Raw genomic sequence first — 22,716 nt, forward strand, 5'->3', positions numbered from 1 at the left:
CCTCGGCGGCGCGGCTTGTGCGGTGCGCGAGAAACAGCGCCACTGCTGTAAGCGTATGCCTTGTGTTTCAGTCCAGCCGCTTGCGGAAGCGCAGCGAGGCCAGCAGCAGCCCGAGCAGCGCAAAGCCCAGCAACCAGCCCGCGTCCGGCAGCAGGTCGGGCAACCCGGCATCGCGCAGCACCACACCGCGGATGATGCGCATGAAATGCGTCGCGGGCAGCAGATCGGCCAGCATCTGCGCCCCTTTGGGCATCCCCTCGAACGGGAACATGAACCCCGACAAAAGGATCGAGGGCAGCAGCACGAAGATGGTCATCTGCATCGCCTGCAACTGGTTGCGCGCCAGCGTCGACAGCACCAGCCCCAGCGACAGGCTTGCGAGGATGAAGAGCAGCGTCACCAAAAGCAGCACCCAAAGCGCCCCTGCGATCTTGACCGAGAACAGAACCGCGCCAAGCCCGAGGATGATCGCCACTTGGATCAGGCCGATGCCCACATAGGGGATGATCTTGCCGATCATGATCTCGACCGGGCGGATCGGCGTGGTGATCAGCATTTCCATATTGCCCCGCTCGCGTTCGCGCACGATGGCCGCCGAGGTGAACATGATCATTGTCATCGTCAGGATGATCCCGACGAGCCCCGGCACGATGTTCACCACCGTGCGCTGCTCGGGGTTGTAGAAAAGCGCCACCTCGAACGTCGGCACCGCGGCATTGGCGGGCGCGCGGAACATCTCGCCCAGCGGCATAGAGCGCAGCGACCGGATCACCCCGGCGACCAGCGTGTCCGAGCCATCGGCGATCCACTGCGCGATCGGACGTGCGGTCGGATCCTCGGCGCCCGAGGCAAACCGGCCGCCGATGGCCGGGCTGCGCACAAGCCGCTGCGCCACGTCGCGCGGGATGATGAAGGCGGCGCGCACCTCGGCGCGGACGATCGCACGCTCGGCTTCGGCGACGGTGGCGACGCGCTTTTCGAAGCGCACCACCTGCGTCGCCTCGACCATCTGGATCAGGCTGCGGCTGAGATTGGTGTCGCTCTGGTCGACCACCACCGCGGGGATGTTGCGGATCTCGGTGTTGATCGCATAGCCGAAGAGCACCAGCTGGATCAGCGGGATCATCACGATCATCCCAAAGGTCAGCCGGTCCCGCCGCAGCTGTAGAAGCTCTTTGCGTAGGATCGCCAGTATCCGCCGCCCCGAGATCATTGCCCGCCCTCCGCGCTGACACCGGCCCGCTCATGCGCCGCGGTGGCCAGCACGAAGACATCTTCGAGATTGGGCGCGATGGCCCGCGCCTTGGCGTCCGGGTGATCGCGCAGCGCACGCGAGACCAGCGCGACCGGCGCTTGCGTCCCCTCGGCCACCAGCACCCGCAGCCGCGCGCCGATCTGCGCCACCGAGACAATTCCCCGCTGCCCGGCCAGAGCCCGCCCGACGCGGCGCGGATCGTCAGCAGAGACCTCCACCGCCCGCCCCTCGATCCGTCCTATCAGCGCCTGAGGCGTGCCGTCGGCGCATTTGCGGCCGTGGTCGAGAATGGCGATACGGTGACACCGCTCGGCCTCGTCCATCAGATGGGTCGAGACGATCATCGTCGTGCCCGCGTCGACCAAATCGAACAGCCGCTCCCAGAAGGCACGGCGGGTTTCGGGGTCCACCGCCGCGGTGGGCTCGTCAAGAAACAGCAGCTCGGGCTCATGCATCACCGTGGCGGCCAGCGCGAGGCGCTGGCGCTGGCCTCCGCTGAGCGATCCCGCCAGCACATTGGCTTGCTCGGCCAGCGTGTAGGTCTCCAGCAATTCGGCGATGCGGCGGCGCTTGGTCTTGGCGGGCAGATCGTGGATGTCGGCAATGAAGCGCAGGTTCTCGAGCACCGTAAGGTCACGATAATGGGCAAAGCCCTGCGTCATGTAACCGATGCGCCGCTTCACGGCCTCCGCGTCGCCGGGCAGCCGCGCGCCCAGCACTTCGGCGTGGCCCTGCGTCGGCGTCAGCAGGCCAGTCAGCATCCGCATGGCGGTGGTCTTGCCAGACCCGTTGGGACCCAGCAGCCCGTAGACCACGCCGCGCGGGATCGCCAGATCGAGCCCGTCGACAGCGGTTTTCTTGCCGAACCGCCGCGTCAGGCCAAAGGTCTGCGCCACCGGCGCGGTCATGGCAGCGCTGCCGACACCGGCAGACCCGCCGGCAGAGCCGCTGCTTCTTCCGGCAAAGCCACTTCCGCCGGATAAACCAGCCTACTGCGCTGTTCCTGATTGAGCGCGTAATAGGGCGTGAAGGCGGGCTCGTTGCTGATCCACCGCAGGCTGCCCTCATAGGCCTGTGCGTCGCCGTCGAGCCGGATGCTGACGCGATCGCCGATCACCAGTCCGGCGCGCCGGGGCTCGGGCACGTAGATGCGCGCGTAGGGTCGGTCGTCGGTGAGCAGCACCGCCACCGGGCTGCCAAGCGGCACACGCTCGCCCCGGTTCCACGGCAAGCTGTCGAGCAGCCCGGCGCGCGAGGCGCGGATCGTCAGATCCTCAAGCCGGGTGCGTTCCGCCGTCACCTGTGCCTCGGCGGCCGTCACCTTGGCGCGGGCGATGCGCAGGTCCTCGGGGCGCGCGCCGGTCCTGATCTCCTGCAGCGTTTGCTCTGCGCTGGTCAGTTCGGCCAACGCAGAGTTGCGCCGCGCCACATCCTGATCGAGCCGCGCGGCGGTGACCGTGCCGGTCTCCAGCAGCCGCGCGTTGCGTACGTAGCTCGCCTGCGCCTCCTGATAGACTGCGCGCGCGCCCTCCACGCGGGCCTCTGCGATGGCAATCTCTTCGGCCCGCGCCCCGGTTTGCCTACGCTCCAGATCGGCCTCCGCCTCGGCCAACTGGGCCTGCGCCACCGCCAGTTGCGCCTGCTGTAACCTATCGTCGAGTTGCACCAGCACCGCGCCGGCCTCCACCGGTGTGCCTTCGGGCACGGGCAACGCGATGATCAATTCGTTCGCCGTCGCCGTCAGCACGACGCGCTCGCGCATCAGCAGGCCAAGCGCCACATCCGGCGCGCCCCCCTCGCACGACGGCAAGGCCAGCGGCAGCAAGAGCGCAGGTACAGCCAAGAGCCTTAGCATCGCCAACAGGACCTCCCCTTTCTCGCGCGCCGCTGGACAAGGGTCGCGCCTGTGGCGCTGTCAGTCCATGATTTTGATCAACCTCTTGCAGACCCTGCAACCCGCGCCTTCGCAAAAGAAAAGGGCCGCGCGATGGCGGCCCCTCTTGGTTCTGTGGGTCCGGCTCAGTTCGCCGTGCCGCGCCATGCGTCGCGGTCGATGTCGAGATCGGCATAGTCGTCGGGGTTCAGCACCGGACGGTCCACACCCGCCTTCAGCTGTGCCCGGAAGTCGCGCAGCAGGCGCAGCGCCACCGGGAAAAGCATCATGATGGCCAGCAGGTTGACCACCGCCAGCACGCCCATCATCGGATCGGAGAAGAAGAACACCGCCGTCGCGCCGGGCGCCACTGCGCCGACAAAGACGATGGCCATGATCGCCAGACGGAAGAGCATCAGCGAGATCGGGTGCTTTGACAGCACGTTCAGCGCGTTTTCACCGAGGTAGTAGTTGTAGATGATCGACGAGAAGGCAAACAGCAGGATCGCCGCCGTCAGGAAATACTGCGCCCACGCCCCAAGGTGCGAGACCAGCGACTGCTGGGTCAGCGCCACGCCGTCGATGCCCTCGGCCCCCGGCACGTAGACATCGCCCAGCAGGATGACGAACGCGGTGCACGAACAGATCACGATGGTATCGATGAACACCGAGAACGACTGCGTGATGCCCTGGCTGATCGGGTGGCGCACCTCGGCGGTGGCTGCCACGTTGGGCGCCGAGCCGAGGCCCGCCTCATTGGAAAACAGCCCGCGCCGCAGGCCCTGTGCCAGCGCCGCGCCCATGCCGCCGCCGACCGCCTGCTCGAAGCCGAAGGCATTGCGCACGATCGAGGCGATGACGCCGGGGATCTCGGTGATGTTGAGCACGATGACGACCAGCGCCAGCGCCAGATAGCCCACAGCCATGATCGGCACGATCACGTCCGAGGCCTTGGCGATGCGGTGGATGCCACCGAAGATGATCGCGCCCGCGATCAGCGATAGCGCGAGGCCGGTCCACAGCCGGTCGATGCCGAGGCTGTCCTGCACGGCGCCCGCCACGGTGTTGCCCTGAAAGGCGTTGAAGCCAAAGCCGAAGGCGGCGATCAGGCAGATCGCGTAGACCACCGCCAGCCAGCGAAACTCTTTGCCGAGCCCGTGGATGATCGACAGTGCAGGGCCACCGCGAAAGGTGGTCTCGTCGACGCGGCGCTTGTAAAGCTGCGCGATCGAGCATTCGACAAGGCTGGTGGCCATGCCGACCAGCGCCACCGCCCACATCCAGAACACCGCGCCCGGCCCGCCAAGGGTGATCGCCACGGCGACGCCCGCGATATTGCCGCCGCCGACGCGTCCGCCGACCGAAACCAGCAGCGCCTCGCGCGCCGAGATGCGGCTGGGATCATCCGAGTTGTTGGCGCTGCTCAGCACGCGGAACATGCGGCCGAAGAAGCGGAACTGCACGAAGCCGGTCGCCAAGGTGATGAAGCAGCCGAAGATCACCAAGATCGGGATCAGCGACCAGCCCCATGTGAGATCTCCGATCTTGCCGAAAATCAATTCCAGAAAGTCCATGCACTCCTCCGTTCTCGGTGCGGTCCGCTTTACGCAAGTTGGCGCGCACCCTAGGCAGCCCACGCAGGAACGCCACTTCACTAGCTTGCGCCCCCCTGACGCGGATTGATACGGGAGCGCATCAACTAGCGAAGGATGTGCGGATGTCGCGCGATCTGCCCCGGAACCTCCGGCTGCTGTGCAGCTACCACAAGTCGATCGCAGAGGTGTGCCGGCAGCTGGGGGTGAACCGCTCTCAGTTCAATCGCTACCTCTCGGGCGAGACGTTTCCCTCGCTGCGGCTGATGCAGCGGATGTGCGATTTCTTCGGGGTGGATGAAAGCGAACTGCTGCTGCCGCACGCGCAGTTCGCCGAACTGGTGCGCCTGCGCCCGGCCCACAGCGGCGCCAGCGTCGAGCGAAACGTGGTGGCCGCGATCGCCAATGACATCCGGCTCGACTCGCAGCGCGCGCTGCAGGCTTACACCGGCACCTACCGCGTCTATTACAACTCGATGTCACATCCGGGGCAGATCCTGCTCTCGGTCGGGAAGATTTACCAAACGCCCTTCGGGATGAACCTCAAGACCATCGAGAACGTCGGCAAGCCGGGGCGCTCGAAGTTCACCTGCAAGTACCATGGCGCCTGCTTCGTGCTGGGCGACCGCATCTTCATGACGGTGATGGAAACGCTAACCCGCAACGAGGTGATGCAGATCATCCTCTATCCCAGCTACAACAACCGCATCCGCTATCTGACCGGCGTGGTGTCGGGCGTCGCGGCCCGGGCGCCGCGCCCACCGGCAGCGACGCAGATCGTCTTCGAATACCTTGGCGACAAGGCCGACCTGCGCCGCGAGATCAGGCGCAGCGCGCTCTACGCGCCCGACAGCCCCGATATCCCCGAAGAGGTGCGCGAGATGCTCGGCTCGTGGCAGCGGCGGCCCGGCCCGCTGATCGAGGCGCCGCTGGCCTGAGGCTCAGTCGTCGCGCATCTCGCCGCAGACCGGGGTTTCCAGAAAGGCGCGGCGCTGCGCGGCGTCCGGGTAGAGGGACAACGCGTAGTGCAGCTTGGCATAGGCCATCTCGGGGGTCATGTCGCGCCCGTCAATCACCCCGCTTTCGCGCAGCACGCCCCCCGCCGCATAGGTGCCCAGAGCGATGCCGCCCTCGGGGCACTGGCTGACCGCCACCACCGGCACCTGACGCCGCGCCGCCTGCGCAAGCGCGGCGCGTATCTGCGGCGTGTCGGGCGCGGTGCCCGCGCCGTAGCAGCGCAGCACCAGCCCGTCGCAGCGCTCTGCCGCAAAGTGCAGCACCTCGGCGCAGGCGCCGGGCGCGATGGAGATAATGGCGACGCGCCGGGGCTGAACCTGCAGCGGCGCGGGCTCTGCCGCAGGCGACAGCGGCGGCGTGGCGCTCTCAGCCGCGACGAAAGCGCCGGGCGCAGAAGAGTGCGCCTTGCGCACGCGGGCACCGTGCAAAAGGCGACCCGCGAACCGTACCCAGACGCCCGGCGCCGCCTGCGTCGCGGCGTTGAGCGCGTCGCTCAGATTGTCCCTGCCGTCGCTGCCGTCCACCGTCAACGGCAGCATTGAGCCGGTCACGATCACCGGCGTCTGCAGCCCGCGCAGCGCAAGGCACAGCGCCGCGGCGGTGAACGCCAGCGTGTCGGTGCCATGGGTCACCACGATGCCATCGAACGCCGCCTGCGCCTCGGCCAGCAGGCGGCTGAGGCGGTTCCATTCGTCCGGCGTCGCCTCGGCGCTGTCGATCAGCGGCTCCAGCTGCCGCAGTTCCACGCCCTGCGGGATGCGCCGCTCTGCCCCGAGGCGCTGCAGCGCCGCTTCGATCACCCCGGTCTGCGGCGCAAAACCCTGCGGCGTGGCCGCCATGCCGATGGTGCCCCCGGTGTGAATCAGCAGAAGTCGCACGTGTTTCCTTTCGCATTGCGCGGCGCGAGCCGGTGTAGACGCGTCCTGTCTCCGCAATTTCCCGGCACCGGACCAGATGCCCCCGGCACGCCCCCTGACGCGGATCTTGCCACAGGGCGCATCAACTAGAGTCACCTTCAACGCTACCACCAAGAATACACGTTGCCATCGCATCCCGGCGCGGTAAACGCGCCGCGAAGTCACCGGGAAGAAACACCATGCGGACGGAATTTGATTCACTGGGCCACTACGAGGTGCCCGACGATGCGCTCTACGGCATTCACACCATGCGCGCCTACGACAACTTCCGGATCTCGGACGTGCCGGTGTCCGAGTTCCCCGAACTCGTCCGCAGCCTTGCTATGGTCAAGAAGGCGGCAGCGGCGGCGAACCACCGGATGGGCGTGCTGAGCGCCGAAAAGACCCGCGCCATCGACAGCGCCTGCGACGCGCTTCTGGCCGGCGAGCACCACGCGCATTTCATCGTCGACATGGTGCAGGGCGGCGCCGGCACGTCGACCAACATGAACGCCAATGAGGTGATCGCCAACCTCGGCCTGCGTCACATGGGCCATCCGCCGGGCAGCTACGCGCAGTTGCACCCCAATGACGATGTCAACAAGTCGCAATCCACCAACGACGCCTACCCCACCGCGTTGCGGCTTGCGGTGCTGCAACGGCTCGAGGGCCTTTCGGTGGAACACCAGCGTCTGTGCGACGCCTTCGCCGCCAAGGCCGAGGCGTTCGACACCATCCCCAAGCTGGGCCGCACGCAGTTGCAGGACGCGGTGCCGATGACGCTGGGGCAGGAGTTCCGCTCTTTCGCCAACACCATCGAGGAAGACATAGAACGGCTGCGCGACGTGTCGGACCTGCTGATGGAGGTGAATCTCGGCGGCACCGCCATCGGCACCGGCGTCAACGCGCCCGCGGGCTATGCCGCCGTGGCGGTCGAAGAGTTGCGCCGGGTCTCCGGCCTGCCGCTGCGGCAGGCGCGCGATCTGGTCGAGGCCTCGTCGGACCTTGGCGGCTTCGTGGCGTTTTCCGGCATCCTCAAGCGGGTGGCGGTGAAACTGTCGAAGATCTGCAACGACCTTCGCCTGCTCAGTTCCGGCCCGCGCTCGGGCATCGGCGAGATCCGCCTGCCCGCGGTACAGGCCGGCTCGTCGATCATGCCGGGCAAGGTGAACCCGGTGATCCCCGAGGTGGTCAATCAGGTGGCCTATCAGGTCATCGGCAACGATCTGACCGTGACCATGGCCGCCGAGGCCGGGCAGTTGCAGCTCAACGCGATGGAGCCGGTGGCGATCCTCAACATCCTGCAGTCGATCCGCATCCTGAAGCGCGCCATGGCCTGCCTCACCGACCGCTGCGTGGTGGGCATCGAGGCCGACGAGGCGCGCTGCCGCGGCCTGCTGGAGAACAGCCTTGCCGTGGCGACCTCGCTGGTGCCGCAGATCGGCTATGAAAGCGCGGCGCGCGTGGCCAAACACGCGCTGAACAATGACATCTCGGTGCATGAGGCGCTGGTGCAGCTGGGGATCAAGGCCGAGCCTCTCGCCTCCTGAGCGGCGCGGGCCGGGGCGCTGCCACGCCCCGGCCCCGGGTCACCAATTCAGCGCGGCCAGTTGCGCCGCCAGCGCCGCGCCCGACGCCGCAATCATCCGGCCCTCGCGCAGCGTCGGCGCGTAGACGGGTGCCCCGTCGATCAGGACGGAGCCGCCCGCCTCTTGCAGCACCAGCACGCCCGCCGCGTGATCCCACGGGTTGAGCGAGGCGTTCACCGCAAAATCTGCCTGCCCCATCGCCAGCATCCGGTACTCGTGGCACGAGCAGCGCAGCGAGCGGGCGCTGCGCGCGCCTTCGAAAGCGCGCAGGATGTCGGCCCGGCGCGCGCCGCCGAAGAGATCGAGCGGCAGCGTGCCTTCCGCCTGCGCCAGCGGCACCTCGGCGCGGACCCACAGCCGGCGTCGCGCGCCGCTGGCCGTCACATGCTCGGCCCCGCCACCGCGATGCGCGATCACCCAATCGTCCATCACCGGATCATACAGCAGCCCAAAGACGGTCTGTCCCTGCCGGGTGACCGCAAGGATCACCCCGAACACCGCCAGCCCGCGGGCAAAGTTGAAGGTGCCGTCCACCGGGTCGAGGATCACGCAGCTGTCCGCGCCGGCGATCCGATCCAGCAACGCCGGGTCATCGGCCACCGCTTCCTCGCCCACCACTGCGCAGCCCGGAAGGATGGCGCGCGCGCCTTCGGCCAGAGCCGCCTCGGCCTCGCGGTCGGCGATGGTCACAAGGTCGGTCGGGTCTGCCTTGGCATCCACATCGGCGGCAGCAAGATTGCGGAACCGGGGCAGGATCACCTCTCGGCTCACCCGGCGAACCAGCGCCACCAGTGCCGCGGCCTCGGCCTCCGTCACGCCTTCGATCTGGTCCTTCATCGAGGTCTCTCCTTACAGGCGCCGCAGCGGCTCGAAATGGTGCATGTGCTCGAAATTGCAGAACTCGATCTGGCCCAGTTCGATGTTCTGCAGACGATGACCATGCTCAGCAAACAGCGCCTCCGACAGCGCCACGACCTCGCGCGCGGCCTCCTCGGTCAGCCAGTGCAGCATGTAGGCCAGCGTGATGTGGAAGGTATAGGTGGCATAGCCCGACGGGTCGATGCCCGTGACCTCGCGCAGCTTTGCGCGGGTGTCGCGCAGCCCCTGCTCGTCGGCGCCGATGCCGTCGACGGTCATCGAATGCCCGCCGAACACCTCCAGCGCACGGATGCGGCGGCTCTGCGGCACCTCGACACCGTCGAGGCGGCTCAGCACCTCCGCCGTAACCTGATTGCGCGTCGCGCTTTTGTCCACGCCCTCGGGCCAGTCGAAGCGGTTGGCGAAGGGGCCGGAGATGCCCTGAAACACCGTCATATGCAGCGATTCCGCCGGCAGGAAGGCAAAGCTCTTGGCGTGCGGGCCAGCCTTCAGCCCCTCCTGGATATCCACCAGCGCGGCATGGGCGTCGCTCTTGGGGTCGATATGGCAGATCATCGTGTTTCCGGGCCAGATCAGCAGCTGGCCCTCGGGGGTGAACTTGCCGCCGCCGCCGGGCGCGGAAATGCCGGGCGGCAGCGGCAGGTCGGGATGCACACGGCCGGTGAGGTGTTCAACGGGATCAGGACGGAAGGTGGTCATAGTGTACTTTCTTGGTCTCTTGAGGGGGCGTTGAAGGACGCAGCGCCATGCCGGTCAGCGGATCGAAAAGGTGAAGCGCCTCGGTGGGCAGGGTGACGCGCAGATCCGCGGGCAGGCCGCCGCGTCCGCCAAGCGCCGTGGTCATCCGCAGCGCCGTGCCGTCGGGCAGGCGCAGCGTCAGCACAGCATAAGCGCCGAGGTCCTCGGCATAGGTGACCTGCGCGGGCACGCCGTGCGGCGAGGGCACCACCTGCTCGGGCCGGATGCCGAGCAGCGCGGGGCCTTGGTGCGGGTGCGCGGCCAGCGCGGTGCCATCCGAGAGCCGCAGCGTCCCGCCCGCGCCGGTGACATCAATGAGGTTCATCGCCGGAGACCCGATGAAGCCCGCGACAAAGGTCGAGGCGGGGCGGTGATAGATCGCCTGCGGCGTGTCGAACTGCTCGATCCGGCCCTTGTTCAGCACCATGATCCGATCGGCCAGCGTCATCGCCTCGACCTGATCATGGGTAACAAAGACCGAGGTCGCGCCGATGCGGCGGTGCAGCTCGGCCAGTTCCATGCGCATGTCGTGGCGCAGCTTGGCGTCGAGGTTCGACAGCGGCTCGTCGTAGAGCAGCACCTGCGGCTCGCGCACCACGGCGCGGGCGATGGCGACGCGCTGGCGCTGCCCGCCCGACAGTTGTCCCGGACGGCGATCGAGGTAGTCTCCCAGTTCGACGATGCGCGCGGCGGCGGCCACGCGCTCGGCGCGCTCGGGCTTCTTCACCCCGGCCACCTTCAGCGCGTAGCCGATGTTCTCGGCCACCGTCATATGCGGATAAAGCGCGTAGTTCTGGAACACCATGGCCAGGCGGCGGTTCTTCGGCTCCTCGTCCTGCACTTCGCGGCCGCCAATGGTGATGCGCCCGTCGGTCAGCCGTTCCAGCCCGGCGATGCAGTTGAGCAGCGTGGACTTGCCGCAGCCCGAAGGGCCAAGGATCACGGTGAATTCGCCGCCGCGCAACTCGGCGTCGAGGCCGGGGATCACCGGCGTCTCGCCGTAGGATTTGACCAGCCCGTGCAGGCCGATGGCGGCGGTGGAGCTTGTCTCGAGCATTGTCATTTCTCCGAGAGGGTCAGGCCGCGCACTATGCGGCGCTGGAACAGCGCGATCAGGATCAGCGGCGGCAGGGTGACGAGGATGGCGCCAGCCATCTGCAGCGGGAAGTCTGGGATGCGCTCGCCGTCTTCCTGCAGCCGGGCAAGGCCGACGACGGCCATGGTGCGCGCCGGCGAGGAGGCGGCGACCAACGGCCACATGTATTGGATCCACGCGCTGATGAACATGTAGATGCCAAGCGCGGTGATCGGCCCTTTCGACAGCGGCAGCAGGATGTCCCACAGGAAGCGCAGCGGCCCGACGCCGTCGACGATGGCGGCCCGCGCCAATTGCGGCGGGATGGTGCGGAAAAACTGCACGAGGATCATCGTGCACGAGCCCTGCGCCATCAGCGGGATCGAGATGCCGGCGAAGCTGTCCAGCAGGTTCCACTGCAGATCGAGCGGCCCGCCGAACAGCGCTCCCCACCAGCCGCCCATGTTGGCCACCACGTTGAGCGGCAGCGCGACATTGGCGGTGATCTGATAGGCGGTGATGATCATCAACTCGAGCGGCAGCATGATCGAGGCCACCACCAGCGCGTAGACAAGGCCCCGGCCCCGCCCGGTGAAAAACACCACGGCGTAGCTTGTGGTCACCGCCAGCGCGACCCGGCCCGCCGCGACGATGCCGCCGACGATGATCGAGTTGAGCGTCTGGCGCGGCAGATCGGTGCGGGCCCAGACCTCGCGCATGTTGTCGATGAAATGGCCGCCGGGGATCAGCGAGAAGTTGTTGCGCAGGAAGTCCTCGTAGCTCTGCGTCGCGGTGATCACCACGAAGGCCAGAGGCGTCAGCACGAAGAGCAGCCCGGCGATGAGGATCGCGCCCGCGACGCGGTCGATGGAGGAGGTGTTCTCGATCATCGGTCGTAATTCACTTTGCGCTCGAGGAAGAAGTACTGAAAGCCGGTGATGCAGGCGACCAGCACCATGAGGATCACCGTCTGCGTGGCCGCGCCCGACAGGTCGTAGGCTTTGAAGCCGTCGGAATAGATTTTGTAGACCAAGAGGTTCGTCGCGCCGCCCGGTCCACCTTGCGTCATCGTGTCGATCAGGCCGAAGCTGCCCGAGAGGCTGTCGGCGACCTCCAGCACGATCACGACGAAAAGCTGCGGCGTCAGCAGCGGCAGCTGGATGTCCCACAGCCTGCGCCACGGTCCAGAGCCGTCCATCGCCCCGGCCTTGTGCAGGTCCTGCGGGATCGCCTGCAGCCCGGCCAGCAGGATGATGAAGGTGAAGGGAATGGCGTTCCACACGTTGGTGACGAACAGCATGATGTAGGTGTGGGCGACATTGGTGCGCGGGTTCCAGAACCCCGGCCAGATCTCGTTGAGCGGCGCGAGGATGCCGAGGAACGGGTTCAGGATGAACACGAAGATCACCCCGATCGAGGCCGAGGCCACGGCCTTTGGCCAGATGAACACATTGCGCGCCAGCGGCGAGAGTTTCAGCGCCCGGTCGGCGGCCAGCGCGAGGATCAGCGCGGTGGCGATCGAGGTGCCCGAGGCGAGGATCATGTAAAGCAGCGTCATCCCCGCCGAGGACCAGAACTCACCCGAGCCCAGCACCCGGCGGAAGTTCTCCAGCCCGACGAACTCCGAGCCGCCGCCAAAGGGCTGCTCGAGATGGAAGGCCCAGAAGAAGGCCAGCACGATCGGCAGGTAGAAGAACAGGAAGAGCACGATCAGCTGCGGCGCGCTCAGCCACCATGGCAGCCAGCGGGAGCGGAAGATTTCCTGTTTCATGGGCGGGGCTTTCGGGTTGGTCGGTCAGCATGGGATGGCCGGCCCCGCGCGGAGGCCAGCCGGGTCTTGCAGGGGTCCGGAAGATCAGGGCAGCTTGGTGCCCTTGTAGGTCTGCTCGAAGCGGCGCAGCAGGTCGTTGCCGCGGGCGGCGGCGTTGTCGAGCGCGGCCTGCATGTCCTGCCCGCCAGTGAAGGCCTTCTGCGTCTCTTCCATGAAGATGTCGCGGAACTGCACGTAGAAGCCGAGGCGCACGCCACGGCTGTCGGCGGTGGCGGGCTGATTGAGGCTTTCGACGCCGGTGCTGGCGGTAGCAAACTGCGGATCATCCGACAGGCCCGCGGCCTCGAGCGCGGCAAGGCCGCTGTTGGTCACGGGCACATAGCCGGTGATGCGGGTGAATTCGATCTGCTGCTCGTCGCCGCGCAGGAAATCGAGGAAGGCGCGGGCCGCATCGTAGGCAGGCGCGTCATGGCCTTTCATCACCCAGATCGACGCCCCACCGATCAGCGTATTGTGGCGCTCAAAACCCTCGTACATCGGAGCCATGGCGATCTCGACCTCATCCCCCAGCGCCGCGAAGGCCGCGCCATAAGAGCCGGTGGAGCCTTCCATCATCGCGCATTCACCGCTGTTGAAGGCGGTGCTGTAATTGCCAGCGGCGGTGTCTTCGTTGAGCTTCACCAGCCCCTCTTCGCGCCAAGCGGCGAGGTTCTTGAGGTGCTCGGCGGCTTGGCCGCTGTTGAAGGTGTATTCTGCGTCGAGCCCGCCGTAGCCATTGTTCTGGCTGGCGATCGGCAGGCCGTGGCGGGCCGAGAATTGCTCAAGCACGCGCCACGGGTGCGCGTCGGTGGTGAACGGGCAGTCGATGCCTGCTTCCTTGAGAGCGCGCGCCGCCTCGATCACCCCTTCCCAAGTCTGCGGCAGCTCGCTCACTCCGGCCTGCGCAAGCAGCTCGCGGTTGCCGTAGAAGATCAGCGTCGAGCCGTTGTAGGGCTGCGAGAACAGATCGCCGGTGGAGGTCTCGTAGTAGGAGCGCGCACCGTTGATGTAATCGTCCCAATCAACCTCGGGCGCGAAATCCTGCACCGGCTCCACGGCGCCCGAAAGCATCAGATCGAGCGTGCCCGCGTCGAAGAACTGGATCAGCACCGGGTGCTGCTGCGAACGGTAGGCGGCGATCGCCTTCTGCATGCCGGTCTCGTAGCTGCCCTGACCAACGCAGGACACGCGATGTTCGGACTGGCTTTGGTTGAAAGCGTCGCAGGCGGATTGGATCGCCTCTTCGCCGGTGCCGGTGTTGCCGTACCAGAAGTCGATATCGGCGGCATGTGCGACCGGCACGGCGGCGGTGCCAGCCACCAGCGCAAGCGCGGAAAGGGCGGATTTGTTCAGCATGTCGGGTCCTTGTTGAGCAGGAGCAGGAGCGCCGGAATCGGCATGGGCCTTTAGTAACACTTTGTGTGTGACAAGTGCGTGAAGGCTTTGAAACGGTATTATTTCGCTTGATGCGAGATCATCTCACGTGGAATGTGACCAGATGACCGCGCTGTTCCGCACCTTCCCCCCCGACCCCGCCGAACTGCTCGGCCTGCGCTTTCGCAGGCAAGGGGCCGGCATCGTCAGCCGCAACGAGCGGCAGATGCTCTCTGCCGTCTGGGCCGACCCCGAGCAGACCCGCGCCTCGCTCACCGCGCGGATGGACCTGACCCAGCAATCCGTGCATCGCCTGCTGACTGCGCTGCACGACGCCGGGATGATCCTCTTCGGCCCGCTGGTTCCGCCAAAGCACAAGGGCAAGCCCAGCCCGCGGCTGCTGCTCAATCCGCGCTTTGGCTGCGCGCTTGGCGTCTCGCTCGACACCGACCGCGTGGGGGTGGCTTGCATGGATTTCGCGGGCGGCCACGTCACACGGCAGTTCCCCATCGCAGGCGACAGTGTCGAGGCGGTGTTGGACCGGCTCGACGAGGCCTTCGCCGCCCTGCTCGACCAGACGCGGTTCAGCCGCGCGGATGTGCTGGGCGTGGGTTTTGCCATCGCCGGCTACTTGATGAAGAACGGACGCTACAATCCGCCCGAGCCGCTGAAACACTGGTCCGAGGTCGATCTGGCGCGCGCCGTGTCCAAGCGGTTTGCCCTGCCGTGCTGGACCGACAACAATGCCAACACCGCGGCGCTCTGCGAGGCGATGTTCGGCCTCGGACGCCAGCACCGAGACCTGGTCTACCTGTCGTTCAACTACGGCTTTGGCGCCGGGATCATCAGCGAGGGCGACCTGCTGCGCGGCGCCTTCGGCAACGCTGGCGAGATCGGCATGATCTTCCCCCCCGCCGAGGCCGAGATCCGACCCGCGCTTGGCCTGCTGCTGGCGCATCTGCGCAGGGCCGGCCACGATCTGCGCAGCCTCGAGGAGATCGGCGCGCTGACCAGCCCCATGGCGCCCGCCGTGACCGAGTGGGTGGATCAGGTCGCGCCGCAACTCAACCGTGTGCTCAACGCGGTGACCGCCGTGGCCGACCCCGAATGCATCGCCTTTGGCGGGCAGATCCCGCGCGCGCTGGCGCAGGCCTTCATCGACCGGGCAGAGTTCTATGCCCGGCCCCGGCATGGCCATATCAACCCCCTGCCGGACCTGGCGATCTCGACCCTCGGCGGCGAAACCCCGGCGGTGGGCGCCGCCTGTCTGCCGCTGCGGGCGCTGGTGTTCTGATCCGCCGGCCCTACCGGCCCATCCAGCCGACGATGCGTCCGGCAAAAAGCGCCACGGCCAGCAACAGCGGCACAGACACCACGAGCGCCCAGACCGCGCCATAGGCCTCGATCAGTCCGCCCAGCAACGGCGGCACCGCGAACAACGCCAGCAGCGAGGCCAGCGAATAGGCCGCCATGGTCTTGGTCGCCGAGCGCGTCGGATGGCGCATCGCCAGCGAGGTCGCCACCGGCGCCCCCAGCGCCACGCCCGCCCCAACGAGCGCGAAGCCGCACAGCAGCCCACCGCCGCCAAGGCCCGCGACCGGCGAGAAGATGCACAGCGCCAGCCCCAGCAGCGTCACCGCCGCCATCAGCCTGAGCAACACGCGCACGCGCAGCTTCATACGCAGCGTGTCCCCCACCATGCGGGCGGCGAACATGCCGATTGTGAAGGCGGCGTAGATCCGCGAGGCGCTCAGCGCATCCAGCGCAAGCTCTTGCTTGAGGTAGAACATCGACCAGTCGTAGATCACCCCCTCGGTGATGCTGAACCCGGCGATCAGCAGCAGCAGCCCCAGCACAAAGGCATCCGGACGGGCGAACCGCGGCCCGTCGACCGGCGCAACCACCAGCGGCTCGGGATCGCCGGCGCGCAGCAGAAGCAGCGCCACGAGCGGCACTGTCGCCACGCCGAGCCACAGCAGTTCCACCTCTGCAGACAGGCCTCGCGCCGCCGCCCAACCGCCCAGCATGGCACCGACAAACAGTCCCGCCGACCAAAAGCCATGACACTTGGAAATCACGTTGCGCCCGGAACTCTCCTCGATCCGCGCGGCAATCAGGTTCTTGGCGACCTCAAGGATCGCCATGGCGACCCCATAGCCGAACAGCGGCAGAGCCAGCCCGGCAAGCCCACTGGCAATCCAGCCCGAGGCCGCGAGCGGGAGAAGCGCCATGGCGGCCAGCAGCGTTGCCCCCGCGACGCGCCGCGCCCCCAGCCGCTCGATCATCCCGGAGGCCAGCGGAAAGCCCGCCAAGGTTCCCGCCGTCTGCGCGAGCAGCGCCAGCCCCAGCGCCGAGGCCGAGATGCCCTGCGCGGTCGTCACCTCTGGCAGGCGCGAATAGAGCGTCACGTAAAGCAACGCATTGGCAAAGAAGATCGATGCGGGCAGCGCGAAGAGCGGAGAAGGCAGGGTCATGATCGGGCCGTGTGGTTGCAGGCGCGTCCGCACAACCATCATTGCCGGGCCAAGTCCATGCGCAAAGCGGGCGCGCCGGCACTCTTCATCAAGCCATCACCAAACCATTACAAAAGCTTAACAACCCGGGCCTACCAGCGCCGCCTATATGCGCGCCGACCTCCCCGGCGCGCTGACAGTGACATTCAGGAGCCTTCCATGACCTCCCATTTCTCGCGCCGCGGCTTCCTCGCGACCGCCTCCGCTTCCGCCGCCGCGCTGGCCCTGCCCCGCATCGCCGTCGCCGCCGATGGCGTCGTGAACGTCTACACCGGCTCGGACAGCAATATCTCGGACTTCTGGACCAATGTGATCCTGCCCGGCTTCAAGTCGGTGAACCCCGAGGCGCGCGTGCGTGTCGTCGACGCCGGTGACGGTGCGGGCCTGCGCGCCATGGCGGACCGCGCCATGGCCGCGCTCGGCAGCGACGCCGACCCGCAGGTCGACCTCTTCGAGGCCTATACCCCCGACCAGACCGAAGGCTCGATCGACGCGGGCCTCTGGGTGAACTTCGCCGAGGCCGGGATCGAGAACCTGGGTAAAGTGAACCCCGCCGCCAAGCAGACCGACTTCGACCTGCCCTACCGCGGCAGCCAGGTTCTGCTGGCCTATGACGCCAGCCGCGTCGCCGCCGAAGACGCGCCGAAGACCTGGGACGAGATGACCGCCTGGATCCACGCCAACCCCGGCCAGTTCATCTACAACCGTCCCGACAAGGGCGGCTCGGGCGGCAACTTCGTGCGCCGCGCCATCCACGAGGCCAACGGCCGCGACCCGCAGAACTTCACCCTCGACAACTTCTCCGAGGATTATGCCGCCGAAACCCTGCCGGGCGCTTGGGATCTGCTCAACGATCTGGCCCCAAGCCTGTACGAGGGCGGCTCCTATTCGTCGGGCAACACGCAGTCGATCCAGATGCTGGCGCAGGGCGTCGTGAGCATGACCCCCGTGTGGTCGGATCAGGTGCTGCAGGCGATCTCCATGGGCGTGCTGCCGGAAAACACCGGCCTTGTGCAGTTGCAGGACCTCGCGCTCTGCGGCGGCTTCAGCCGCATCACCGTGCCGACCAACGCGGCAAACCGTGACGTGGCGCTGCAACTCGCGGCCTACGTGCTGTCGGAAGAGGTGCAGTCGAAGATCATCACCGAGCTTGGCGGCTTCCCCGGCGTATCGTGGGACCACGTGGACGCTGCGCTGCGCGAGCAATACGCCGATGTGATCCCCGCCTCGATCCCGACCTTCCCCGGCGGCGACTGGGACGCGGCGATCAACGACGGCTGGTACCGCAACGTCGCCCCCGGCCTGACCCGGGGCTGATCGCGATGACCGACCTTACGTCCTCCGGCACGCGCCGGACGGGCGGCACGGCACACGCAGGCGGAAGGGGGCTCACGGGCCTCCTTCTCGTTTCCGCGCCGGTCGCTCTGCTGGGCTGGCTGATCATCTACCCGATTTTCAACGCCATCGCCCGCACGCTCCTTGCCCCGACCGAAACCGGCACGGCGTTCAGCGTCGACACCTACGTCCGCTTCTTCACCGACGGCTACGCGCTGGCAAACCTGTGGCTGACGCTCTGGGTAACGGCGGTCTGCGCCGCGCTGCTGCTGACGATCTGCCTGCCGCTGGCGCTCTACCTGCGCTTTGCCAAGAGCCGGGTCGCGGGCGTGGTGCAGGGGCTGGCGCTCTTCCCGATGTTCGTGCCCTCGGTGATCCTCGCCTACGCGCTGATCCGCACCATCGGGCCGAACGGCGGCGTCGATCTGGTGCTGAACGCGCTCGGCCTGCCGAAGATCAATTCGCCCTACCTGACCCCATGGGGCCCGATCATCGGGCTGGTGTGGGACAATATCCCGCTGACCACGCTGATGCTCGTGGCCGGGCTTGGCGCGGTCTCGGACAACGCGGTCGAGGCGGCCCGCGACGCCGGGGCCCGCCCGATTGCCCTGCTGCGCCACATCATCCTGCCGCAGATCGGCAACGCCATGCTGGTGGTGCTATCCTTCACCGTGCTCAGCATCTTTTCGGCCTTCACCCTGCCCTACGTGCTTGGCCCCGCCTCTCCCGAGATGATGGGTCCCTTCATGCAGCGCACCTTCTCGCAGGTGATGGACACGCGCATGGCGGTGACGCAGGCGGTGATCACCTTCGCCATCTGTGCCGTATTCGGAGCCTTCTACGTGCGCTCCATCGCCAAGAACCGAGAGGCCCGCCGATGACCGCCGTCGACCCTTCGATCCTTTCCGCCGAGGTGCCCGTCCACCGCACCAAGCGTCCCGATTGGCTGGGCGCCGTGCTGGCGCTGGCGCTTGGCATCGTGGTGGTGATCCCGCTGCTGGTGGTGGCGATCTGGGCCTTTGCCGAGGTCTGGCGCTACCCCAGCCTGCTGCCGCAGGAGTTCGGCTTTCGCTTCTGGCAGGCGACGCTCGCCCGCCCCGAAGTGTGGAGCGCCATGTCGCTGTCGTTGCGCCTGTCGGTGACCGTCACGCTGCTCTCGGCGCTGATCTGCCTACCGGCGGCCTATGCTTTCGCACGGATGGATTTCCCGGGGCGCAACCTGCTCTTCCTGTCGTTCCTCGCCTCGCACGCCTTCCCGAAGTTCGGCCTGCTGGTGGCGATCGCGGGGATCTTCCTGAACCTCGGGCTGATCTCGACCTTCTGGGGCGTGGTGCTGATCCAGCTTGTCGGCACGCTGATGATGATGATCTGGATCCCCGTCGCCGCTTTCCAGAACGTCGACCGCGCCATGGAAGAGGCGGCGCGCGACGCCGGCGCGGGACCGATCCGGGTGTTCTGGTCGGTAAGCCTGCCGCAAGCCGCCCCCACCATCTTTGCCGCGGTGCTGCTGAGCTTCGTCGGCACCTTCTACGAGACAGAGGGCGCCTGGCTGATCGGCGCGCCCGAGATCCGCACCATGCCGGTGCTGATGATCACCTACATCAACAACCAGATCGTCGTGCAATACGGCGCGGTGCTGTCGGTCCTTCTGTGGGTGCCGAGCTTTGTCGCGCTGATGTTCACCCGCCGCCTCGTCGGCTCGGGATCCTTTGCCAAGGGCTTCGGCGTCTGAGGAGACTGCAATGGCACAACTGACACTCAAGAACCTCGGCAAGTCCTTCGACAGCGCCGAGGTGATCCGCGACCTCTCGCTCGACGTCGGTGACGGAGAACTGGTCTGCCTGCTTGGGCCCTCGGGCTCGGGCAAGTCCACCGTGCTGCGCATGGTCGGCGGCTTCGAGACGCCGAACCGCGGCGCCATCCTGATCGACGGCGAGGACGTCACCCGCGTGCCGCCCGAGAAGCGCCCAACGGGCATGGTGTTCCAGAGCCACGCGCTGTGGTCGCATATGTCGGTGGCGGGCAACGTCGCCTTCGGCCTGAAGCTGCGCGGCCTGCCCAAGCCGCAGATCCGCGACAAGGTGCAGGAGGCGCTCACCCTCGTCGGCCTCGAGGGCTTCGGCGAACGCCGGGTCTGGCAGCTCTCGGGCGGCCAGCAGCAGCGCGTCGCCATCGCCCGCGCGCTCGTGCTCGAGCCGAAGATCCTGCTGCTCGACGAGCCCTTCGCCAGCCTCGACCAGCACCTGCGCGAGCGCCTGCGCGAAGAGCTGCGCGACATCCAGCGGCGGCTCGGCATCACCACGCTCTTCGTCACCCACGGGCAAGACGAGGCGCTGGCGCTGGCCGACCGCATCGTGGTGCTGCGCGGCGGCGAGATCGAGCAGGTCGCCAGCCCCGACCGCATGTACCGCGCACCGCAGACGCGCTTCGTCGCGGGGTTCATCGGCTCGATGAACTTCCTGCCCTGCGACATGCGCGGCGGCGTGTCGGACCACCCGCTGTTTGCCGTGCGCGCCACGGTGCCCGATGGCCCGGTCGAGCTGGCGATCCGCCCCGAGGCGCTGACCCTTCTGCCCGCGCGCGATACCGGCGCGCGGGTGCACCGGGTCACCGATTACGGCACGCACCTGCTGGTCGACGTCGATCTGCCCGACGGCATAAGGATCAAGGCCATGTGCCCGCCGAGCGCCCGTTACGAGACCGGGCAGGTGGTCGCGCTCGAGGCCAGCCACGTGGCGCTTTTCCGCGGCGATGCGAAACTGGCCGAGGTGACGGTCGAGCGGCGGGTGGCGGTCCATGTCTGAGCGCCCTTCCGAGCAGACGGCCGAGGCCCCCACCGTGATCGTCCACCCCGCAGGCCGCACATGGCTGAAGTGGCACCGGGGCCGCCGCCGCTTTGCCGATTTCGAGTTCGACCCGCAGCGCATCCGCGAGGGCATGCGCCTTGGCGCCTCGGTCGAGATCGACCTGCGCCGCCATGCGGGCGGCGGTTTTGCGGTGCTGCACGATGACACCCTCGACGCCGCGACCACCGGCAGCGGACCAGTCGCACTGGCGTCTGCCGAGGCACTGCGCGGGCTTCGCTTGCGGGACAACAGCGGCGCGGTGACGGGCGTGCAGGTTGCCCTGCTGAGTGACCTCTGCCGCGACCTCGCCGCGGCCCCAATTGGTGATGGCGCCCTGCTGCAGCTCGACCTGAAGGAAGACAGCAGCACGCTGACCGACACCGACATCGACGCCTTCGCCCGCGACGTCGCGCCAGTGCAGCGCCACATGATCCTGTCGGGCGGCGATGCGCGGGCCGTCCGCCGTCTGGCCGCGGCGCTGCCGCAGATGCAGACCGGCCACGACCCCTGCCATTTCGGCGCCCGCGAGGCGCTCGAGGTCTCGGGCGATGACCGCGGCTTCGTCGCGCGCGCCCTCGCCGAGGCCGGGACAGCCCGGATGATCTATCTCGACATCCGCCTGATCATGGACGCTCTGAGCCGCGACTTCGACATGATCGCCGCCTTCCACGCGGCGGGCCGCCGGATCGACGCCTACACCGTGCAGGGGGTCAGCCCGGCCACGGTAGACCTGTGCAAACGGCTGATGGCACTCGGGGCCGACCAGATCACCACGGACGACCCAGAGGGGCTCTTTGCCGCGCTGGCCTAGCCCGCGGCGAAGCCCTCAAGAAGCCAGGGATGCATCCCGGCGCGGCCCGCGAGGATGGCGCCGGGGTCGCGGATGTCGCCGCCATCGAAGCCGGTGACCACGCCCCCCGCCTCGCGCAGGATCAGCACAGAGGCGCCGTAGTCGACCAGCGACAGCATGTCCTCGAAAAACCCGTCAAGTCGCCCCGCCGCCACATAGGCGATCGACAGCGCCGAGCTTCCCAGCCGCCGCACCCCCGCCGTGCTGTCCATCGCCCGGCGCAGCGCGGCATGGTAGGTTTCTTCGCGCACGCTCTGCACCTGCCCGCGGATCGGCAGCCCCGCCCCGATCACCGAGTTCTCGACATCGCCGCCACCGGTGGCATCGAGCCGCACGCCATTGAGCCAGGCTCCCTGCCCCTTCTCGGCGGCAAACATCTCGCCCATCATCGGATCATAGGTGATGCCCGCCACCACCGCGCCGCGCTCGAGCCGGGTAATGACCACGCCGAAATGCGGGATGCCCCAGGCGTAGTTCGTCGTGCCGTCAATCGGATCGATGACGAAGGTCGGCCGGCCTGCGTCCGCCGCGCGGTCGCCCACCTGCTCCTCGCCCATGATACCGCAGCCGGGAAAGGCCGTTTTCAGCGCCGCGACGATCACCTCTTCGGTCTGCAGATCGCCCTGCGTCTGGTAATCGTGGCGACCTTTGAACACCATCTCGCCGGTCTCGCGACGGCGCAGGGTACCGCGGGCGATCTCGCCCCCCTCAAGCGCCGCCTGCGCCATGGCACGAAGCCCCTCTGAGGCGGTCTCGGGAAGGGCATCGCGGAGCATGAGCGTCGGCATGGAAGTCTCTTTCCTGAAAGCATATTTTCCGCCACCGGATGCGGTCTTCAGCCACGAGAGACAAGTGAATCTTTGATGACGCCGCCGCTCACACGCCGCGCGCCTCCGGACCACCCGGCAGCGCTCTGGCACGGAGCTCGCACGCGGGCAGGCGCAACGGGATCCGCAGCACCGATGTTCGTGCCCGCCGATCATCGGGTCGAACCGCGGCGCCTGTGGGCGGCCCTGCCGAGCGCCTCTGCAAAAGCGAAGCCAGAAGAAGCAAATGGGGTTGTCCGTCATGCCA

At 67.5% G+C, this 22,716-nt stretch carries 21 protein-coding genes; 8 read left to right on the forward strand and 13 right to left on the reverse strand.

What is annotated here, in order from left to right; translation table 11 throughout:
* Positions 1-67 precede the first annotated feature (67 nt).
* The 4 genes from ACXAJT_RS13315 to ACXAJT_RS13330 form a co-directional block, all read right to left on the reverse strand.
* Positions 68-1,213, reverse strand: coding sequence for an ABC transporter permease (locus ACXAJT_RS13315; protein WP_475236003.1), 1,146 nt, complete (start codon positions 1,211-1,213; stop codon positions 68-70).
* A complete protein-coding gene (locus ACXAJT_RS13320) occupies positions 1,210-2,163 on the reverse strand; it encodes an ABC transporter ATP-binding protein (protein ID WP_475236006.1) in 954 nt (317 codons plus the stop codon). The genes ACXAJT_RS13315 and ACXAJT_RS13320 overlap by 4 nt, the downstream gene beginning before the upstream one ends.
* On the reverse strand, positions 2,160-3,110 hold the full coding sequence (locus ACXAJT_RS13325; RefSeq protein WP_475236184.1) for an HlyD family secretion protein: 951 nt from the start codon (positions 3,108-3,110) through the stop codon (positions 2,160-2,162). Before ACXAJT_RS13325 ends, ACXAJT_RS13320 begins: the two co-directional genes overlap by 4 nt.
* 164 nt (positions 3,111-3,274) lie before the next feature.
* Complete coding sequence (locus ACXAJT_RS13330) at positions 3,275-4,702, reverse strand: alanine/glycine:cation symporter family protein (protein WP_475236007.1); 1,428 nt, start codon at positions 4,700-4,702, stop codon at positions 3,275-3,277.
* Between the two features lie 143 nt (positions 4,703-4,845).
* Here ACXAJT_RS13330 and ACXAJT_RS13335 point away from each other — a divergent pair, with 143 nt between their 5' ends.
* Positions 4,846-5,658: a helix-turn-helix domain-containing protein gene (locus ACXAJT_RS13335; protein ID WP_475236008.1), complete on the forward strand. Its 813-nt coding sequence runs from the start codon at positions 4,846-4,848 to the stop codon at positions 5,656-5,658.
* Positions 5,659-5,661: 3 nt separating this feature from the next.
* Here ACXAJT_RS13335 and ACXAJT_RS13340 read toward each other — a convergent pair whose 3' ends face one another.
* Complete coding sequence (locus ACXAJT_RS13340) at positions 5,662-6,615, reverse strand: asparaginase (protein ID WP_475236010.1); 954 nt, start codon at positions 6,613-6,615, stop codon at positions 5,662-5,664.
* A 218-nt stretch (positions 6,616-6,833) separates the two neighbouring features.
* Here ACXAJT_RS13340 and ACXAJT_RS13345 point away from each other — a divergent pair, with 218 nt between their 5' ends.
* On the forward strand, positions 6,834-8,183 hold the full coding sequence (locus tag ACXAJT_RS13345) for an aspartate ammonia-lyase (RefSeq protein ID WP_475236012.1): 1,350 nt from the start codon (positions 6,834-6,836) through the stop codon (positions 8,181-8,183).
* A 39-nt stretch (positions 8,184-8,222) separates the two neighbouring features.
* On the opposite strand, the gene ACXAJT_RS13350 is transcribed toward ACXAJT_RS13345, so the two are convergent.
* The 6 genes from ACXAJT_RS13350 to ACXAJT_RS13375 form a co-directional block, all read right to left on the reverse strand.
* Complete coding sequence (locus ACXAJT_RS13350) at positions 8,223-9,059, reverse strand: inositol monophosphatase family protein (RefSeq protein WP_475236013.1); 837 nt, start codon at positions 9,057-9,059, stop codon at positions 8,223-8,225.
* Between the two features lie 12 nt (positions 9,060-9,071).
* A complete protein-coding gene (locus ACXAJT_RS13355) occupies positions 9,072-9,800 on the reverse strand; it encodes a DUF1868 domain-containing protein (RefSeq protein WP_475236014.1) in 729 nt (242 codons plus the stop codon).
* Positions 9,781-10,896: an ABC transporter ATP-binding protein gene (locus tag ACXAJT_RS13360; protein WP_475236015.1), complete on the reverse strand. Its 1,116-nt coding sequence runs from the start codon at positions 10,894-10,896 to the stop codon at positions 9,781-9,783. Before ACXAJT_RS13360 ends, ACXAJT_RS13355 begins: the two co-directional genes overlap by 20 nt.
* Positions 10,897-10,898: 2 nt before the next feature.
* Positions 10,899-11,804, reverse strand: coding sequence for a carbohydrate ABC transporter permease (locus ACXAJT_RS13365; protein ID WP_475236017.1), 906 nt, complete (start codon positions 11,802-11,804; stop codon positions 10,899-10,901).
* Complete coding sequence (locus ACXAJT_RS13370) at positions 11,801-12,685, reverse strand: carbohydrate ABC transporter permease (protein WP_475236018.1); 885 nt, start codon at positions 12,683-12,685, stop codon at positions 11,801-11,803. Before ACXAJT_RS13370 ends, ACXAJT_RS13365 begins: the two co-directional genes overlap by 4 nt.
* Before the next feature lie 84 nt (positions 12,686-12,769).
* The gene (locus ACXAJT_RS13375) at positions 12,770-14,080 is read right to left on the reverse strand and encodes an extracellular solute-binding protein (RefSeq protein WP_475236019.1); all 1,311 of its coding nucleotides are present in this window, start codon (positions 14,078-14,080) and stop codon (positions 12,770-12,772) included.
* 142 nt (positions 14,081-14,222) lie between these two features.
* Between ACXAJT_RS13375 and ACXAJT_RS13380 the strand changes: the two genes are divergently transcribed.
* Complete coding sequence (locus tag ACXAJT_RS13380) at positions 14,223-15,392, forward strand: ROK family transcriptional regulator (protein ID WP_475236020.1); 1,170 nt, start codon at positions 14,223-14,225, stop codon at positions 15,390-15,392.
* Between the two features lie 10 nt (positions 15,393-15,402).
* On the opposite strand, the gene ACXAJT_RS13385 is transcribed toward ACXAJT_RS13380, so the two are convergent.
* A complete protein-coding gene (locus ACXAJT_RS13385; RefSeq protein ID WP_475236022.1) occupies positions 15,403-16,572 on the reverse strand; it encodes an MFS transporter in 1,170 nt (389 codons plus the stop codon).
* Between the two features lie 198 nt (positions 16,573-16,770).
* On the opposite strand from ACXAJT_RS13385, the gene ACXAJT_RS13390 reads away from it, so the two are divergent.
* Genes ACXAJT_RS13390 through ACXAJT_RS13410 form a run of 5 tightly spaced genes read left to right on the forward strand, consistent with a single transcriptional unit; the run spans position 16,771 to position 21,603 of the window.
* Positions 16,771-17,928 carry an extracellular solute-binding protein gene (locus ACXAJT_RS13390; RefSeq protein WP_475236024.1) on the forward strand — a complete coding sequence of 386 codons (1,158 nt, stop codon included), beginning with the start codon at positions 16,771-16,773 and terminating at the stop codon, positions 17,926-17,928.
* 5 nt (positions 17,929-17,933) lie between these two features.
* On the forward strand, positions 17,934-18,827 hold the full coding sequence (locus ACXAJT_RS13395; protein WP_475236026.1) for an ABC transporter permease: 894 nt from the start codon (positions 17,934-17,936) through the stop codon (positions 18,825-18,827).
* Positions 18,824-19,678 carry an ABC transporter permease gene (locus ACXAJT_RS13400; RefSeq protein ID WP_475236027.1) on the forward strand — a complete coding sequence of 285 codons (855 nt, stop codon included), beginning with the start codon at positions 18,824-18,826 and terminating at the stop codon, positions 19,676-19,678. Before ACXAJT_RS13395 ends, ACXAJT_RS13400 begins: the two co-directional genes overlap by 4 nt.
* Before the next feature lie 10 nt (positions 19,679-19,688).
* Entirely contained in the window at positions 19,689-20,750 is a 1,062-nt protein-coding gene (locus ACXAJT_RS13405; RefSeq protein WP_475236029.1) for an ABC transporter ATP-binding protein, read from the forward strand.
* A complete protein-coding gene (locus tag ACXAJT_RS13410; RefSeq protein ID WP_475236030.1) occupies positions 20,743-21,603 on the forward strand; it encodes a glycerophosphodiester phosphodiesterase in 861 nt (286 codons plus the stop codon). The genes ACXAJT_RS13405 and ACXAJT_RS13410 overlap by 8 nt, the downstream gene beginning before the upstream one ends.
* Here ACXAJT_RS13410 and ACXAJT_RS13415 read toward each other — a convergent pair.
* Positions 21,600-22,430 (reverse strand): inositol monophosphatase family protein, encoded by an 831-nt coding sequence (locus tag ACXAJT_RS13415; protein WP_475236031.1) that lies wholly within the window; start codon positions 22,428-22,430, stop codon positions 21,600-21,602. The genes ACXAJT_RS13410 and ACXAJT_RS13415 overlap by 4 nt on opposite strands.
* Positions 22,431-22,716 lie beyond the last annotated feature (286 nt).

The organism is Salipiger sp. ABF4_146, from assembly GCF_056161345.1.

Coding starts and splice junctions, on each gene's coding strand:
- ACXAJT_RS13315 (WP_475236003.1), bottom strand. CDS start 1,213: ATGATCTCGGGGCGGCGGATACTGGCGATCCTACGCAAAGAGCTTCTA.
- ACXAJT_RS13320 (WP_475236006.1), bottom strand. CDS start 2,163: ATGACCGCGCCGGTGGCGCAGACCTTTGGCCTGACGCGGCGGTTCGGC.
- ACXAJT_RS13325 (WP_475236184.1), bottom strand. CDS start 3,110: ATGCTAAGGCTCTTGGCTGTACCTGCGCTCTTGCTGCCGCTGGCCTTG.
- ACXAJT_RS13330 (WP_475236007.1), bottom strand. CDS start 4,702: ATGGACTTTCTGGAATTGATTTTCGGCAAGATCGGAGATCTCACATGG.
- ACXAJT_RS13335 (WP_475236008.1), top strand. CDS start 4,846: ATGTCGCGCGATCTGCCCCGGAACCTCCGGCTGCTGTGCAGCTACCAC.
- ACXAJT_RS13345 (WP_475236012.1), top strand. CDS start 6,834: ATGCGGACGGAATTTGATTCACTGGGCCACTACGAGGTGCCCGACGAT.
- ACXAJT_RS13350 (WP_475236013.1), bottom strand. CDS start 9,059: ATGAAGGACCAGATCGAAGGCGTGACGGAGGCCGAGGCCGCGGCACTG.
- ACXAJT_RS13355 (WP_475236014.1), bottom strand. CDS start 9,800: ATGACCACCTTCCGTCCTGATCCCGTTGAACACCTCACCGGCCGTGTG.
- ACXAJT_RS13360 (WP_475236015.1), bottom strand. CDS start 10,896: ATGCTCGAGACAAGCTCCACCGCCGCCATCGGCCTGCACGGGCTGGTC.
- ACXAJT_RS13365 (WP_475236017.1), bottom strand. CDS start 11,804: ATGATCGAGAACACCTCCTCCATCGACCGCGTCGCGGGCGCGATCCTC.
- ACXAJT_RS13370 (WP_475236018.1), bottom strand. CDS start 12,685: ATGAAACAGGAAATCTTCCGCTCCCGCTGGCTGCCATGGTGGCTGAGC.
- ACXAJT_RS13375 (WP_475236019.1), bottom strand. CDS start 14,080: ATGCTGAACAAATCCGCCCTTTCCGCGCTTGCGCTGGTGGCTGGCACC.
- ACXAJT_RS13380 (WP_475236020.1), top strand. CDS start 14,223: ATGACCGCGCTGTTCCGCACCTTCCCCCCCGACCCCGCCGAACTGCTC.
- ACXAJT_RS13385 (WP_475236022.1), bottom strand. CDS start 16,572: ATGACCCTGCCTTCTCCGCTCTTCGCGCTGCCCGCATCGATCTTCTTT.
- ACXAJT_RS13390 (WP_475236024.1), top strand. CDS start 16,771: ATGACCTCCCATTTCTCGCGCCGCGGCTTCCTCGCGACCGCCTCCGCT.
- ACXAJT_RS13395 (WP_475236026.1), top strand. CDS start 17,934: ATGACCGACCTTACGTCCTCCGGCACGCGCCGGACGGGCGGCACGGCA.
- ACXAJT_RS13400 (WP_475236027.1), top strand. CDS start 18,824: ATGACCGCCGTCGACCCTTCGATCCTTTCCGCCGAGGTGCCCGTCCAC.
- ACXAJT_RS13405 (WP_475236029.1), top strand. CDS start 19,689: ATGGCACAACTGACACTCAAGAACCTCGGCAAGTCCTTCGACAGCGCC.
- ACXAJT_RS13410 (WP_475236030.1), top strand. CDS start 20,743: ATGTCTGAGCGCCCTTCCGAGCAGACGGCCGAGGCCCCCACCGTGATC.
- ACXAJT_RS13415 (WP_475236031.1), bottom strand. CDS start 22,430: ATGCCGACGCTCATGCTCCGCGATGCCCTTCCCGAGACCGCCTCAGAG.